This is a genomic window from Pseudomonas sp. S04, assembly GCF_009834545.1.
In the GTDB taxonomy this organism is placed as follows: Bacteria; Pseudomonadota; Gammaproteobacteria; order Pseudomonadales; family Pseudomonadaceae; genus Aquipseudomonas.
The window spans coordinates 5836202-5851122 of record NZ_CP019427.1 but is presented as its reverse complement, the minus strand read 5'-3'; the positions used below and the strand labels follow the sequence as shown (position 1 = coordinate 5851122).

13 protein-coding genes and 1 pseudogene are annotated in these 14921 nt (G+C 60.6%); 12 read left to right on the top strand and 2 right to left on the bottom strand.

Features of this window, described 5'->3' with window-relative positions; genetic code table 11:
• The first annotated feature begins 95 nt into the window (after nt 1-95).
• From argE to PspS04_RS26235, 10 genes are all read left to right on the top strand, one after another.
• Nucleotides 96-1244, top strand: coding sequence for an acetylornithine deacetylase (argE, locus tag PspS04_RS26280; protein WP_159998493.1), 1149 nt, complete (start codon nt 96-98; stop codon nt 1242-1244).
• Between the two features lie 134 nt (nt 1245-1378).
• Nucleotides 1379-2677, top strand: coding sequence for an amino-acid N-acetyltransferase (argA, locus tag PspS04_RS26275; RefSeq protein ID WP_095164703.1), 1299 nt, complete (start codon nt 1379-1381; stop codon nt 2675-2677).
• 495 nt (nt 2678-3172) lie between these two features.
• Nucleotides 3173-4546: an OprD family porin gene (locus tag PspS04_RS26270; RefSeq protein ID WP_159998491.1), complete on the top strand. Its 1374-nt coding sequence runs from the start codon at nt 3173-3175 to the stop codon at nt 4544-4546.
• A 283-nt stretch (nt 4547-4829) separates the two neighbouring features.
• On the top strand, nt 4830-5468 hold the full coding sequence (locus tag PspS04_RS26265; protein WP_159998489.1) for a peroxiredoxin: 639 nt from the start codon (nt 4830-4832) through the stop codon (nt 5466-5468).
• A gap of 331 nt (nt 5469-5799) precedes the next feature.
• Nucleotides 5800-6393 (top strand): NADPH-dependent FMN reductase, encoded by a 594-nt coding sequence (ssuE, locus tag PspS04_RS26260; RefSeq protein ID WP_159998487.1) that lies wholly within the window; start codon nt 5800-5802, stop codon nt 6391-6393.
• A gap of 90 nt (nt 6394-6483) precedes the next feature.
• Entirely contained in the window at nt 6484-7449 is a 966-nt protein-coding gene (locus PspS04_RS26255) for a sulfonate ABC transporter substrate-binding protein (RefSeq protein ID WP_159998485.1), read from the top strand.
• Nucleotides 7450-7474: 25 nt separating this feature from the next.
• On the top strand, nt 7475-8623 hold the full coding sequence (ssuD, locus tag PspS04_RS26250) for an FMNH2-dependent alkanesulfonate monooxygenase (protein ID WP_095164698.1): 1149 nt from the start codon (nt 7475-7477) through the stop codon (nt 8621-8623).
• A gap of 8 nt (nt 8624-8631) precedes the next feature.
• Entirely contained in the window at nt 8632-9420 is a 789-nt protein-coding gene (ssuC, locus tag PspS04_RS26245) for an aliphatic sulfonate ABC transporter permease SsuC (RefSeq protein ID WP_159998483.1), read from the top strand.
• Nucleotides 9417-10223 carry an aliphatic sulfonates ABC transporter ATP-binding protein gene (ssuB, locus tag PspS04_RS26240; RefSeq protein ID WP_095164696.1) on the top strand — a complete coding sequence of 269 codons (807 nt, stop codon included), beginning with the start codon at nt 9417-9419 and terminating at the stop codon, nt 10221-10223. Before ssuC ends, ssuB begins: the two co-directional genes overlap by 4 nt.
• Nucleotides 10224-10256: 33 nt before the next feature.
• On the top strand, nt 10257-10472 hold the full coding sequence (locus PspS04_RS26235; RefSeq protein WP_003213899.1) for a TOBE domain-containing protein: 216 nt from the start codon (nt 10257-10259) through the stop codon (nt 10470-10472).
• 49 nt (nt 10473-10521) lie between these two features.
• Here PspS04_RS26235 and PspS04_RS26230 read toward each other — a convergent pair whose 3' ends face one another.
• The gene (locus PspS04_RS26230; protein WP_095164695.1) at nt 10522-11172 is read right to left on the bottom strand and encodes a TetR/AcrR family transcriptional regulator; all 651 of its coding nucleotides are present in this window, start codon (nt 11170-11172) and stop codon (nt 10522-10524) included.
• 229 nt (nt 11173-11401) lie between these two features.
• The gene (locus tag PspS04_RS26225; RefSeq protein ID WP_095081821.1) at nt 11402-12778 is read right to left on the bottom strand and encodes a glutamine synthetase family protein; all 1377 of its coding nucleotides are present in this window, start codon (nt 12776-12778) and stop codon (nt 11402-11404) included.
• Between the two features lie 278 nt (nt 12779-13056).
• On the opposite strand from PspS04_RS26225, the pseudogene PspS04_RS26220 reads away from it, so the two are divergent.
• Both PspS04_RS26220 and PspS04_RS26215 read left to right on the top strand, forming a co-directional pair.
• Nucleotides 13057-13353: pseudogene (locus tag PspS04_RS26220) on the top strand (gamma-glutamyl-gamma-aminobutyrate hydrolase family protein); the annotation flags it as partial.
• A 161-nt stretch (nt 13354-13514) separates the two neighbouring features.
• Nucleotides 13515-14873: a glutamine synthetase family protein gene (locus PspS04_RS26215; RefSeq protein WP_095164694.1), complete on the top strand. Its 1359-nt coding sequence runs from the start codon at nt 13515-13517 to the stop codon at nt 14871-14873.
• Nucleotides 14874-14921 lie beyond the last annotated feature (48 nt).

Genomic DNA, 14921 nt, shown 5'->3' with positions numbered 1-14921 from the left:
GTGTACAGCACTCACTAAACCTGCGCGCCGCGACGGTTTATTCCGGTGACCGGATGGTTCTATGATGGACTTCAATCCGGGAGTTGGAGTCAGCGATGCCTTTGCCATCCATGAAAGACCAGTTCGCTGCACTGATCGCCGCACCGTCCGTCAGTTGCACTCAAGCTCACCTGGATCAGAGCAATCGGCCGGTCATTAATTTGCTGGCCACCTGGCTCGGCGACCTGGGTTTTGCCTGTGACATCCAGCAGGTCAGCCCCGGCAAATTCAACCTGCTGGCCACCTTCGGCACCGGCCCTGGCGGTCTGGTGCTGGCCGGGCACAGCGATACGGTGCCGTTCGACGGTGCGCTGTGGCAGACCGACCCGCTGAAACTCACCGAAGTCGACGGCCGCTGGGTCGGCCTGGGCAGCTGCGACATGAAAGGCTTTTTTGCCCTGGCCATCGAAGCCGTGCTGCCGTTGCTCGACCAGCCGTTCAAGCAACCGCTGATGATTCTTGCCACCTGCGACGAAGAAAGCTCGATGTCCGGTGCCCGCGCCCTGGCGGCGGCCGGCAAACCCTTGGGCCGGGCGGCGGTGATCGGTGAGCCGACGGGGCTCAAGCCGATCCGCCTGCACAAGGGGGTGATGATGGAGCGCATCGACATCCTCGGGCAAAGCGGTCACTCCTCCGACCCACGCCTGGGTCACAGCGCCCTGGAAGCCATGCACGATGCGATGGGCGAGCTGCGCGGCTTGCGCCTGCTGTGGCAGCGCGAGTTCCGCAACCCGCAGTTCAGCGTGCCGCAACCGACCCTCAACTTTGGCTGCATCCATGGTGGTGACAACCCGAATCGCATCTGTGGCCAGTGCTCCCTGGAGTTCGACCTGCGGCCCTTGCCCGGCATGGACCCCAACGCCCTGCGCGATGCCATTCGACAGAAGTTGGGACCGGTCGCCGAACGTCATCAGGTGAAGATCGACTACGCACCGCTGTTCCCCGAAGTGCCGCCATTTGAGCAGACGCAGGATTCGGAACTGGTGCAGGTGGCTGAAAGACTCACCGGGCATAGCGCCGAAGCAGTGGCGTTCGGCACTGAAGCGCCTTATCTTCAGCGCCTGGGTTGCGAAACCCTGGTGCTCGGTCCTGGCGATATCGCCTGCGCCCACCAGCCGGGGGAATACCTGGAAATGTCACGTTTGACGCCTACCGTGCATCTATTACGGCAACTGATCGAACATTACTGCCTGACCCCGGCTTGAATCCCGGGGCCAACCACCCGTATTCATGAGGAGAGCGCGCGTGTCGCCAAGCCTGTTCCGACGATAACCACCAGCCCGCTGTGCGTTTTGCTTCGTCCTTTTTTCGGCTGTTATTTATTACAGGTGCAGGTGTTATGCCCGAATACGTCAACTGGCTTCGTCACGCTTCCCCTTACATCAACGCTCACCGCGATTGCACCTTTGTCGTCATGCTGCCCGGCGACGGCGTCGAGCATGCGAACTTCGGCAATATCGTCCACGACCTGGTGTTGCTGCACAGCCTCGGGGTACGCCTGGTGCTGGTACACGGTTCGCGCCCGCAAATCGAAACCCGCCTCGCCGCGCGCGGCCTGACCCCGCATTACCACCACGGGATGCGCATTACCGATGCCGCGACCCTGGAATGTGTGATCGATGCCGTGGGCCAGTTGCGCATCGCCATCGAGGCCCGACTGTCGATGGACATGGCGTCCTCGCCGATGCAGGGCTCGCGCCTGCGGGTAGCCAGCGGCAACCTGGTGACGGCACGGCCGATCGGCGTGCTCGAGGGGGTCGACTATCACCACACCGGCGAAGTGCGCCGGGTCGACCGCAAGGGCATCAACCGCCTGCTGGATGAGCGCTCCATCGTGCTGCTGTCACCGTTGGGCTACTCGCCCACCGGGGAAATCTTCAACCTGGCCTGCGAAGACGTCGCTACCCGCGCCGCCATTGACCTGGGGGCCGACAAGCTACTGCTGTTCGGCGCCGAAACGGGGCTGATCGACGAACACGGTCGTCTGGTCCGTGAACTGCGCCCGCAACAGGTACCGGCTCACCTGTTACGCCTGGGTGCCAACTACCAGGCCGAACTACTGGACGCTGCCGCGCAAGCCTGCAGCGCCGGTGTCGGTCGCAGCCACATCGTCAGTTATGCCGAAGATGGCGCGCTGCTCACTGAGCTGTTCACCCGTGATGGTGGCGGTACGCTGGTGGCCCAGGAGCAGTTCGAACTGCTGCGCGAGGCGGCCATCGAAGACGTCGGTGGTTTGCTGGATTTGATCAGCCCGCTGGAAGAGCAGGGGATCCTGGTGCGTCGCTCGCGCGAAGTGCTGGAACGCGAGATCGAGCAGTTCAGCGTGGTCGAGCGCGAAGGGATGATCATTGCCTGTGCGGCCTTGTATCAGATTGCCGACTCGGATGCCGGCGAGCTGGCGTGCCTGGCCGTGAACCCGGAATACCGGCACGGCCGGCGTGGCGATGAACTGCTGGAACGGATCGAAAGCCGGGCCCGCGCCCAAGGCCTCAAGACCCTGTTTGTCCTCACTACACGCACTGCGCACTGGTTCCGCGAGCGCGGTTTTGTGCCGAGCAGCGTTGAGCGCCTGCCGTCGGCGCGGGCCTCGCTGTACAACTACCAACGCAATTCGAAAATCTTCGAAAAAGCCCTCTGATCCCCCCGCTGATGCCCCGGCTTTTGTTGACAAAGGTCGGGGCTGACGAGCTGCCGTGTGCCCGAGTGAGAAAATATTTCAATCGATACACAAACTGTAACAATTCCCTTGGATGATGCGCGCTTCGCCCAATGAAGTCGCGTTTTTGATCGTGATTGACGATTGATTAAGGTCTATTCAGACAAACGATCTAAGGGCACTCCGATAAATACCTTTTAGGAATTACACACTTTGTCGCTACCCTGCGTCGCTTCGGCGAGTGTGGATTTGCTATATTCCCGAATCGTATGAAAAACGATGAAATAATTCTTTTTGGGTTTATCAAAAATTCATTAACCTGAACAGACCGAATCATGCGGTTAGACCTTGGTCGTAGACACGCCTTGTTACGATTGACTTGGCGGTCACGCTCTGGCGCTAATCGCGCATCTGTGGATCCGGGGCATCAGACCCTGGACCAAGAAACACAAAAATTAGAAACGAGAGGAGTGAAACATGAACAAGTCCACCTTGGCCCTGGCAGTGGCCGTAGGGGTTGTCGCGCAGCAGGCAGGCGCCGCCGGTTTTATCGAAGACAGCAAGGCCACCCTGGGCCTGCGTAACTTCTACATCAACACCGATAACCGCGACAACAACACCAAAGCCGCTGGTGCACAGAACAAGCAGGAAGAATGGGGCCAAGGCTTCGATCTGCGCTTCACCTCGGGTTACACCCAGGGCACCGTGGGCTTCGGTCTGGATGCCATCGGCCTGGTGGGCGTGAAGCTGGACTCCGGCGGCGGCACCAACGGCGCTAACGCAAATTCCTACGGCGGCACAGTGTTCCCGAGCAAGTCCAACGGTGAAGCCGTGGACAACTTCTCCAGCCTGGGCCTGACCGCCAAGGCGAAGATCTCCCAGACCGAACTGAAACTCGGCACCCTGCAGCCAAAACTGCCGGTGATCGTGACCAACGACGGTCGCCTGCTGCCGCAAACCTTCCAGGGCGGCCAGATCACCACCAACGAGATCAAGGACCTGACCCTGGTCGGTGGTCAGATCGAGCACGCCAAAGGTCGTAACTCCAGCAACAACGAAGAACTGTCGATTGCTGGCGCCAACAGCCCAACGGCTTCGGGTCGCGACAGCAACAAGTTCATCTACGGCGGCGGTGACTACAAGATCACCAAGGACCTGACCGCACAGTACTACTACGGCAACCTGGACGATTTCTACAAGCAACACTTCCTGGGCCTGGTACACAACTGGGCAATCGGCCCGGGCGTGCTGAAGTCGGACTTCCGTTACTTCAACAGCCGCGATGACGGTGCCAACGGCAACGATCCGGCCTACTACACCACCGGTGACTACGGCACTGGCATCACCAAGGGCAAGGTCGACAACAACCTGTTCAGCGGCTTGCTGCTGTACACGGTATCCGGTCACACCTTCGGTGGCGGTTACCAGGTCAGCAACGGCGACAGCGATTTCCCTTGGCTGAACCAGGGTGATGGCTCGTCGGCTTACCTGACTACCGACATGCAGATTGCCAAGTTTGCCCGTGCTGGCGAACGTACCTGGCAAGCTCGCTACTCCTATGACTTCGCTCAAGTGGGCGCACCTGGCCTGACCGCGGGTATCGTCTACCTGCGTGGCGACGACATCGACACCTCGGGTAACGTCGGCACCAGCAAACCACAGACCAAAGTCAACGCCACTGGCGCCAGCGAGTGGGAACGCGACCTGACCGTGGCTTACGTGATTCCGCAGGGCCCGCTGAAGAACCTGGGTCTGACCTGGAAAAACGCCATGTGGCGCAACGACATCCCGGGTCAACGCGACCAGGATGAAAACCGCCTGATCGTCAGCTACTCGATCCCGCTGTTGTAACAGCGCTCGCCAGACTGATAAAAAAAGCCCCGCCAGGCATTGCGCCTGGCGGGGCTTTTGTTTGCCGGCAGACCCACCCCCGTGTGCCCGCCAGCTTCCCTCTTTACAGCAACTCAAGGCCTTCTCGAACCTTGGGCAGCAGCGTGGTCGCTGCGGGCGCGGGCGTCCAGTGAACAGATATTTAATATTCTTTAAAGTTATAAATAAATCAATATTTATTCTTTTTAATTAGAGAAAATTCTAGGCACAGTGGGCTCATTCCGCACTCATCAGGAGCAGCACCATGAGCCTCAGACTGGGCGACATCGCCCCCGATTTCGAACAGGATTCCAGCGCCGGCACCATTCGCTTCCACGAGTGGCTTGGCGATAGCTGGGGCGTGCTTTTTTCCCATCCGGCGGACTTCACACCGGTGTGCACCACGGAGCTGGGGTTTACCGCCAAGCTCAAGGATCAATTTGCCCAGCGCGGGGTCAAGGCCATTGCCCTGTCTGTCGACCCGGTGGACTCACACCACCGCTGGATCGAAGACATCAACGAAACCCAGGACACCCTGGTCAACTTCCCGATCCTGGCGGACGCCGATCGCAAGGTCTCGGACCTCTACGACCTGATCCACCCGAACGCCAACGACACCCTGACCGTGCGCTCGCTGTTCGTGATCGACCCGAACAAGAAGGTTCGGCTGACCATCACCTATCCGGCCAGCACCGGGCGCAACTTCAACGAAATCCTGCGGGTGATCGACTCGCTGCAACTCACCGACCATTACAAGGTGGCCACGCCGGCCAACTGGCAGGACGGTGATGAAGTGGTGATTGTGCCCTCGCTCAAGGACGAAGCAGAGATCGCCCAGCGCTTTCCCAAAGGTTACCGCGCGGTGAAGCCGTACCTGCGCCTGACGCCGCAGCCTAATCGGTAATTCGCCAGCTCTCCTGGCGCGCCTTATAAACCCATCGTGGGCAAGCGGAACGCAATGCATCGCGCATAACCTGTGGGAGCGGGCTTGCCCGCGATGGGGCCGGACCGACCACGGCAAGCATCCGCGTGAACCAGAATCACAATGCAGGGGTTTTCAGGCCGTTTCGACGGCCTTTTTTTATGCCCGGGTAAAGGCAGTCTTGCATATTCATTTTGAGTATAAACAAATGAATAAATATGATTTATAGATATATGAATCACCTGTTAAGGTCACTTCAACACCGCGAGATCGCAAGCTGCGAATCGCCCACTACATGCAAGGAATCAAGGTAATGCTGGTCGTCTCACTCGGAGGAAGTCCCAGCCAACGCTCCCGCTCCGGAGTGCTGCTGGATCGCTCCCAGCGTTGGTTGCAACAACAGGGGGTGGAAGTGGTGAGTTACCAGGTACGGGACTTCCCGGCCGAAGACTTGCTGCATGCCCGCTTCGACAGCCCGAAGGTGATCGACCTGCTGCAACAGATTGCCAATGCCGATGGCCTGCTGATCGCCACGCCGGTCTACAAGGCGTCCTTTTCGGGCGCACTGAAAACCGTGCTGGACCTGCTGCCTGAGCGCGCCCTGAGCCACAAGGTGGTATTGCCAATGGCTACGGGCGGCAGTATCGCCCACATGCTGGCGGTGGATTACGCCCTCAAGCCGGTGCTGTCGGCGCTCAAGGCCCAGGAAATGCTGCATGGCATCTTTGCCGAAGACAACCAGATCGCCTATGGCGAAGGCACTGCCCAGGCGAAGTTGGCACCGGAGCTGGAGCAACGGTTGAACGAGGCCCTGGAGCAGTTTTTCAGCGCCATGGCCCGCCGTCCGAAGCCGCTCGATCCACACCTGTTGAATGAACGTTTGTTGAGTGCTCGCTGGAGCATTTGAGCCCTACCCGAAGTTTGAAGTACTGGCCTTACTCGCCCGCTAACGGGCAAGCAGGTGCAGCCACAACCCCACTGCAAAAAGGAGAGCGCCATGCGCCCTGTCATTTTGCGTCGCGGTCTGGTCGCTCTGTTTGCTGCGGCTGTGTCCTTCGGCGCCATTACTCAAGCTCAGGCCGAGACGTTACGTATCGGCTATCAGAAATACGGCACCCTGGTGCTGCTCAAAGCCAAGGGCACCCTGGAGAAAAGCCTCGCCGCCCAAGGCGTCGACGTGCAATGGACCGAATTCCCCGGTGGCCCGCAACTGCTCGAAGGCTTGAACGTCGGCTCCATCGACTTCGGCGTGACCGGCGAAACCCCGCCAGTGTTCGCCCAGGCCGCTGGTGCCGATCTGCTCTATGTCGCCTACGAGCCGCCCGCTCCCCACAGTGAAGCGATCCTGGTGCCGAAGGACTCGGCGATCAAATCGGTACAGGACCTCAAGGGCAAGAAAGTCGTGCTCAACAAGGGCTCCAACGTGCACTACCTGCTGGTGCGCGCCCTGGAAGACGCCGGCCTCAAATACAGCGACATCCAGACCGTATTCCTGCCCCCAGCCGATGCCCGTGCGGCATTCGAGCGTGGCAGCGTCGACGCCTGGGTGATCTGGGACCCGTACCAGGCTGCCGCCGAACAGCAACTGCAGGCACGCACCTTGCGTGATGGCAAAGGCATCGTCGACAACCACCAATTCTACCTGGCCACCAAGCCTTACGCCGAGCAGCACCCGGCCGTGATCAAGACCCTGGTGGATGAAGTCCGCGCTGTCGGTGAGTGGTCCCAGGCCAATCCCGAAGACGTGACCAAACAGGTGGCGCCACTGCTCGGCCTACCCGCCGACATCACTCTGACCTCGGTGAAACGCCAGGGCTACGGTGCGCACTTCCTGACGCCGGAAGTGGTCGCGGCGCAGCAGAAAATCGCCGACAGCTTCTACCAGCTCAAGTTGATCCCTAAACCCTTGAGCATCAAAGACGTGATCTGGACGCCGCCGGCGACCGTTGCCAAAACCCAGTAACCCGACTTTCCAAGGAGACCACTCCATGAGCCTCAATATTTTCTGGTTCCTGCCTACCCACGGCGACGGCCATTACCTTGGCACCGCCGAAGGCGCGCGCGCCGTTGACCATGGCTACCTGCAACAAGTCGCCCAGGCGGCGGATCGCCTGGGTTTCGGCGGGGTGTTGATCCCTACCGGACGCTCCTGCGAAGACTCGTGGCTGGTGGCGGCCTCGCTGATCCCGGTGACCCAGCGCCTGAAGTTCCTGGTCGCCCTGCGCCCAGGGATCATTTCGCCGACGGTGGCGGCGCGTCAGGCGGCGACCCTGGATCGCTTGTCCGGGGGCCGGGCGCTGTTCAACCTGGTGACCGGCGGTGACCCGGAAGAGTTGGCGGGCGATGGCTTGTTCCTCAGTCACGAAGAGCGTTATCAGGCCTCCGTGGAATTCACCCGGATCTGGCGCCGCGTGCTGGAAGGCGAAACCGTCGATTACGACGGACAACACATCAGCGTCAAAGGCGCCAAATTGCTCTATCCGCCGATCCAGCAGCCGCGTCCACCGCTGTACTTCGGCGGCTCTTCCGAAGCGGCGCAGGACCTGGCGGCCGAGCAGGTCGAAATGGTCTTGACCTGGGGCGAGCCTCCGGCCGCGGTCGCCGAGAAAATCGCACAGGTTCGGGAGAAGGCAGCCAAGCTGGGCCGTACCGTGCGCTTCGGCATTCGCCTGCACGTGATCGTGCGCGAAACCAATGACGAAGCCTGGCAGGCCGCGGACCGGCTGATTTCCCATCTGGATGACGACACTATCGCCCGGGCCCAGGCATCGTTGGCGCGCTTTGACTCGGTGGGCCAGCAACGCATGGCTGCGCTGCACGGTGGCAGTCGCGACAACCTGGAAGTCAGCCCGAACCTGTGGGCCGGTGTCGGCCTGGTCCGTGGTGGTGCCGGCACGGCGCTGGTCGGCGATGGCCCGACCGTGGCAGCACGGGTCAAGGAGTACGCGGACCTGGGCATCGACACCTTCATCTTCTCCGGTTATCCACACCTGGAAGAGTCGTACCGGGTGGCCGAACTGCTGTTCCCGCACCTCGACATCGAACGTCCCGAGTTGCCAAAAACGGGCGGTTACGTCAGTCCGTTCGGTGAAATGGTTGCCAACGACATTCTTCCCAAAGCCGCGTCCCAGAGCTGAGGCGCGCCATGAAGAAGCAAACCCTTATTCACAGTCTCGCGCCCTGGGCCCTGCCGGTGCTGTTGCTGGCGGTGTGGCAGTTGTCGGTGTCGGCGGGCTGGTTGTCGACGCGGATTCTGCCGGCTCCGATCGCGGTGATCGAGGCGGGCGTGAGCCTGGTGCAAAGCGGCGAAATCTGGAAACACCTGGCCATCAGCGGCTGGCGTGCTGGCCTCGGATTTGTCATCGGCGGTGGCATCGGCCTGGTGCTGGGTTTCATCACCGGCCTGTCAAAGTGGGGTGAACGCCTGCTCGACAGTTCGGTGCAGATGATCCGCAACGTGCCGCATCTGGCGCTGATTCCGCTGGTGATCCTGTGGTTCGGCATCGACGAGTCGGCGAAGATTTTCCTGGTGGCCCTGGGCACGTTGTTCCCGATCTACCTCAATACCTACCACGGCATTCGTAACGTCGACCCGGCGCTGGTGGAAATGGCGCGCAGCTATGGCTTGAGCGGTTTCAGCCTGTTTCGCCAGGTGATTCTGCCGGGTGCGTTGCCGTCGATTCTGGTGGGGGTGCGTTTTGCCCTGGGCTTCATGTGGTTGACGCTGATCGTGGCCGAAACCATCTCGGCCAGCTCCGGCATTGGCTACCTGGCGATGAATGCCCGGGAGTTCCTGCAGACCGACGTGGTGGTGCTGGCGATTGTGCTCTATGCGGTACTCGGCAAATTGGCCGACCTCGCGGCCCGAGGCCTGGAACGGGTGTGGCTGCGCTGGCATCCGGCCTATCAAGTGGCCAAGGGAGATGCAGCATGACGGCTCAACAACCGCCGCGCCTGCTGCGCGGGATTCCCCTGGTGGTGCGCAAGCTGCAAAAGACCTTTGGTGCGCGGCAAGTGCTGCGCGACATCGACCTGCATATTCCGGCCGGTCAGTTCGTCGCGGTGGTCGGTCGTAGCGGCTGCGGCAAAAGCACCTTGCTGCGCTTGCTCGCCGGCCTCGACCAGCCAACGGACGGACAATTGCTGGCGGGCTCGGCAGCGCTCAGCGAGGCCCGGGAGGATACCCGGCTGATGTTCCAGGAGGCGCGTTTGCTGCCCTGGAAAAAGGTCATCGACAACGTCGGTCTCGGCCTCAAGGGCAACTGGCGCCAGCAGGCCCTGGATGCCCTGGAAGCAGTGGGCCTGGCCGACCGCGCCGATGAATGGCCGGCGGCCTTGTCCGGCGGGCAGAAACAACGGGTGGCCCTGGCCCGGGCACTGATCCACCAGCCGCGCCTGCTGTTGCTCGATGAGCCGCTGGGTGCCCTGGACGCCCTGACCCGGATTGAAATGCAGCAACTGATTGAGCGCCTGTGGCAGCAGCATGGTTTTACCGTGTTGCTGGTGACCCACGATGTCAGCGAAGCCGTGGCGATTGCCGACCGGGTGCTGCTGATCGAGGAGGGCGAGATTGGCCTGGACCTGCACGTCGAGTTGCCGCGCCCTCGGGTTCGCGGTTCACATCGACTGGCAGCGCTGGAAACCGAAGTGCTCAACCGAGTGTTGGCCCTGCCGGGCGTACCGCCCGAGCCGGAACCTGTTTCACCCTTGCCCACGCAATTGCGCTGGGCTCAATAACTCATCGTTCTTCCCACGACAGGAATCACCCTCATGACTATCAAAGCCATCAACGTTCGCAACCAGTTCAAAGGCACCATCAAGGAAATCGTCGAAGGCGATGTGTTGTCGGAAATCGACGTGCAAACCGCTTCCGGTATCGTCACCTCGGTGATCACCACCCGCTCGGTCAAGGAGCTGGAACTGGTGATCGGCAGCGAAGTGATCGCCTTCGTAAAGTCCACCGAGGTCTCGATCGCCAAGTTGTAAGCCGTGCGCTACGAACAACCCCGAAGGGTGTGAGCCCTTCGGGGTTTTTTTATGGGCTTGCTGGGGGATTACCAGCGCGTTTAGGCAGGTAAGGCGGCAGATACAACCCCAGGTACGCATCAAACACCCGCATCCCTTCCTCCGCCATGCGCGGGGTGATCTGCCCATGCTGCTGCACCGAGCGCGCATACACCCGATCACCCAGCTCCATGGCCAGGGCAAACACGTCGACGTCGGTGGGCAGCGCTGGCAGTGCAAAGTGCTGGTCGAAGAGGGTGTGCATCAGGTCGCCCAGTTCGAGGTCGTGCTGGCGGTCGGCCTGAGTGACTTCGGTGAGCCCGTGCTGGGCCAGGATCAACTGGCGGGCGGCGGCGTCTTCGCTGTAGATCTGCAGCATGCGTTGCTCGACCAGCCGCGACAGGTCACGCCAGCCACTGAGGGTGTCATGGTCGATAGGTGCTTGCAGGCAGGCGCGGAACGCGGCGTGGACGTCGGCCGTCAGGGCTTCGAGCAGCGCCGGGACGCTGGCGAAGAAATGGTACACCGACGATGGCGGAATCTCGGCCCGCTCGGCCACGCTGTAGATCGACAAACTGGCCACGCCTTCGGCGGCCAGCAGCGTGCGGGCGGCATCGAGGATTGAGTCGATCCGGGCCTGGCTGCGAGCGCGGGGTTTACGAAGAGTGGCGGGCCGGGTCATTGAAGTCTCCTGCAGGGCAGGGGGCATTGTACGAGTCGGGTTGTGTGTTGTCTCGTCGGCCGCCATCGCGAGCAAGGATCTGCTATGCACGCAGTATCCGGGTGCTAAACAAGGCCCTGTGGGAGCGAGCTTGCTCGCGATGGCGGCGCTCCGACGATTCGCCAAAGGCGGCCATAAAAAAACGCCATCGGCCAATTAGGCACGATGGCGTTTTTTTTACTGCAACCGCTTACACGGTATGCAGGTACCAGTTGTACTCGAGGTCGGAGATGGAGTGTTCGAACTCCTCCAGCTCGCTCTCTTTACAGGCCACGAAGATATCGATGTATTTCGGATCGATGTACTTGGCCATGACTTCGCTGTCGTCCAGCTCGCGCAATGCGTCGCGCAGGTTGTTCGGCAGGCTCTGCTCGTTCTGCTCGTAGCTGTTGCCTTCCACTGGTGCGCCAGGCTCGATCTTGTTGACCAGGCCGTGGTGCACGCCTGCCAGGACCGAAGCCATCAGCAGGTACGGGTTGGCATCGGCGCCGGCCACACGGTGTTCGATGCGCACGGCATCGGAGGAACCGGTTGGCACACGAATCGCCACGGTGCGGTTGTCCAGGCCCCAGCACGGCGAGTTCGGCACGTAGAACTGTGCGCCGAAACGACGGTAGGAGTTGACGTTCGGGCAGAGGAAAGCCATCTGCGCCGGTAGGGTCTCGAGCACACCGCCGATCGCGTGACGCAGTGCGGCGTTCTGCTCGGGATCCTCACTGGCAAAAATATTCTTGCCGTCTTTATCAAGGATCGAGATGTGGACGTGCAGACCGTTACCCGCCTGGCCTGGGTAAGGCTTGGCCATGAAGGTGGTGTCCATCTCATGGTCGTAGGCGATGTTCTTGATCAGACGCTTGAGCAGTACCGCGTAGTCGCAGGCCTTGATCGGGTCGGCAACGTGGTGCAGGTTGACTTCGAACTGCGCCGGAGCACTTTCCTTGACGATGGCGTCAGCCGGGATGCCTTGCTCCTTCGCACCTTCCAGGATGTCCTGGAGGCAGTCGACGTATTCGTCGAGGTCGTCGATCAGGTAGACCTGTGTCGAGTGCGGGCGTTTGCCGGAAACCGGCGAGCGAGGGGGTTGCGGGCGACCGTTCACGTTCTCCTGGTCGATCAGGTAGAACTCCAGTTCGAAGGCGGCGCAGATAGTCAGGCCCATTTCGTCAAACTTGCGCACTACATTGGCCAGTACTTCACGCGGGTCGGCGAAGAATGGCTCACCTTCGAGTTCGTGCATGGTCATCAACAGTTGCGCGGTAGGGCGCTTTTGCCAAGGCTCATTGCACAGGGTGTCGGGGATTGGATAGCAGATTCGGTCAGCATCGCCGATGTCCAGGCCCAGGCCGGTGCTTTCCACCGTCGAACCATTGATATCCAGAGCAAATAGAGAGGCCGGCAGGTTGATGCCTTTCTCGTAAACCTTGTGGAGACTGGTGCGTTCGATGCGCTTGCCGCGCACCACACCATTCATATCCGCAATCAGAAGGTCAACGTACAGAACCTCAGGATGTTCCTTAAGGAACGCGTTCGCTTCGTTAAGCTGAACGGCACGCGGGGGTACCGACATGATGCAACACCTTTGTTGTTAAAAATATCAATCATTGATCTTTTCAGATTCCAGTCAACCCGAACGGCATGCCGAAGTCAAGCGAGGCCTTTTTTGCCCTAAAAAAGCGCTCGAAGGGCATTTTTGAGGCAGTTTGGGGCGTTTTGATCCCTTTCCCTTCGTTGCCGCCCGCAGGCTTGAGCGGGCCGTGTTGTATTTTTTACGGGGGTGTTGTGTAAAAAAATGAACAAGGCTAAGCTCGAATCAAACCCATAACAGCAATAATACCGGGGTGCTTCATGTCTCGCCTGCCGTCAATCGGCGTGACCACCTGCTCCAGGCAGATCGGTCTGCATGCGTGCCACATCAGTGGCGACACGTCCGTCCGCGCGGCGGCCAAGGGCCTGCCGGCGTTGCCGGAGCAGCTATCCCCGTCCGATATTCTGGACGTTGTGGAAGCCCCTCTCTTTAGTGGCACTTCCTCCAATATAGATCCTGTTCACTATAGCGGTCCTGCGAGTACGCCGGGAACTGCTCATGATTCTGCACGCGTTGCCACTCCCTGCCCATTGATTCGCGCCGGCGTTGGTGTTCCTGCACGCACGGCTTTTGCTGCAAGTGTGCAAACCAGGCCCCAATGGCAGGTAAGCTTTAACCCGCATGGCTTGGCCATGGCCCAGACACGACAACGCGACGCGGATGCGTCAAACATCGCCTGACTCTTAATGAAGTCAGGACACTCAGCCCAGAGGCATTTATGAGTAACAACCTCGACCAGCTCACCGATTGGTTGAAAGACCACAAGATCACAGAAGTCGAATGCATGATCGCCGACTTGACCGGGATCACCCGCGGCAAGATTTCGCCGACCAACAAGTTCATTGCCGAAAAAGGCATGCGCCTGCCCGAGAGTGTGCTGCTGCAAACAGTGACGGGCGACTATGTCGAAGACGACATCTATTACGAGCTGCTCGACCCGGCCGACATCGACATGATCTGCCGTCCCGACCAGAACGCAGTGTTCCTCGTGCCCTGGGCCATCGAGCCGACCGCCCAGGTGATCCACGACACCTACGACAAGCAGGGCAACCCGATCGAGCTGTCGCCGCGCAACGTGCTCAAGAAGGTTCTCAAGCTCTATGCCGACAAGGGCTGGCAGCCGATCGTGGCGCCGGAAATGGAGTTTTACCTGACCAAGCGCAGCGACGACCCGGACTATCCGCTGCAACCGCCGATCGGCCGTTCCGGGCGTCCGGAGATCGGTCGCCAGTCGTTCTCCATTGAAGCCGCCAACGAATTCGACCCGTTGTTCGAAGACGTCTACGACTGGTGCGAACTGCAGGAGCTGGACCTGGACACGCTGATCCACGAGGACGGCACGGCGCAGATGGAAATCAACTTCCGTCACGGTGACGCACTGTCCCTGGCCGACCAGATCCTGGTGTTCAAGCGCACCATGCGCGAAGCCGCGCTCAAGCACGACGTGGCCGCGACGTTCATGGCCAAGCCGATGACGGGCGAGCCGGGCAGCGCCATGCACCTGCACCAGAGCATCATCGACATCGAGACTGGCAAGAACGTCTTCTCCAATGAAGACGGGACCATGAGCCAGCTGTTCCTCAATCACATTGGTGGCCTGCAGAAGTTCATCCCTGAACTGCTGCCGCTGTTCGCCCCCAACGTCAACTCGTTCCGCCGCTTCCTGCCGGACACCTCGGCACCGGTCAACGTGGAATGGGGCGAAGAGAACCGCACCGTGGGCCTGCGGGTTCCGGATGCGGGGCCACAGAACCGTCGGGTGGAAAACCGCCTGCCGGGCGCCGACGCCAACCCGTACCTGGCGATTGCCGCGAGCCTGTTGTGCGGCTACATCGGCATGGTCGAAGGCCTCAACCCAAGCGCCCCGGTAGTTGGACGTGGTTACGAGCGACGCAACCTGCGTCTGCCGTTGACCATCGAAGACGCCCTGGAGCGTATGGAAAACAGCAAGACCATCGAGAAATACCTGGGTCACAACTTCATCACTGGCTACGTCGCGGTCAAGCGGGCCGAGCATGAAAACTTCAAGCGCGTGATCAGTTCGTGGGAACGGGAATTCCTGCTATTCGCCGTCTGACACGCCGGGTGCGGCCCACCAGCCGCACCCTCACCTCACTAGGAAGGA

Excerpts from the sequence above, each read along its gene's own strand:
- argE (WP_159998493.1), top strand. The coding sequence starts at position 96 with ATGCCTTTGCCATCCATGAAAGACCAGTTCGCTGCACTGATCGCCGCA.
- argA (WP_095164703.1), top strand. The coding sequence starts at position 1,379 with ATGCCCGAATACGTCAACTGGCTTCGTCACGCTTCCCCTTACATCAAC.
- PspS04_RS26270 (WP_159998491.1), top strand. The coding sequence starts at position 3,173 with ATGAACAAGTCCACCTTGGCCCTGGCAGTGGCCGTAGGGGTTGTCGCG.
- PspS04_RS26265 (WP_159998489.1), top strand. The coding sequence starts at position 4,830 with ATGAGCCTCAGACTGGGCGACATCGCCCCCGATTTCGAACAGGATTCC.
- ssuE (WP_159998487.1), top strand. The coding sequence starts at position 5,800 with ATGCTGGTCGTCTCACTCGGAGGAAGTCCCAGCCAACGCTCCCGCTCC.
- PspS04_RS26255 (WP_159998485.1), top strand. The coding sequence starts at position 6,484 with ATGCGCCCTGTCATTTTGCGTCGCGGTCTGGTCGCTCTGTTTGCTGCG.
- ssuD (WP_095164698.1), top strand. The coding sequence starts at position 7,475 with ATGAGCCTCAATATTTTCTGGTTCCTGCCTACCCACGGCGACGGCCAT.
- ssuC (WP_159998483.1), top strand. The coding sequence starts at position 8,632 with ATGAAGAAGCAAACCCTTATTCACAGTCTCGCGCCCTGGGCCCTGCCG.
- ssuB (WP_095164696.1), top strand. The coding sequence starts at position 9,417 with ATGACGGCTCAACAACCGCCGCGCCTGCTGCGCGGGATTCCCCTGGTG.
- PspS04_RS26235 (WP_003213899.1), top strand. The coding sequence starts at position 10,257 with ATGACTATCAAAGCCATCAACGTTCGCAACCAGTTCAAAGGCACCATC.
- PspS04_RS26230 (WP_095164695.1), bottom strand. The coding sequence starts at position 11,172 with ATGACCCGGCCCGCCACTCTTCGTAAACCCCGCGCTCGCAGCCAGGCC.
- PspS04_RS26225 (WP_095081821.1), bottom strand. The coding sequence starts at position 12,778 with ATGTCGGTACCCCCGCGTGCCGTTCAGCTTAACGAAGCGAACGCGTTC.
- PspS04_RS26215 (WP_095164694.1), top strand. The coding sequence starts at position 13,515 with ATGAGTAACAACCTCGACCAGCTCACCGATTGGTTGAAAGACCACAAG.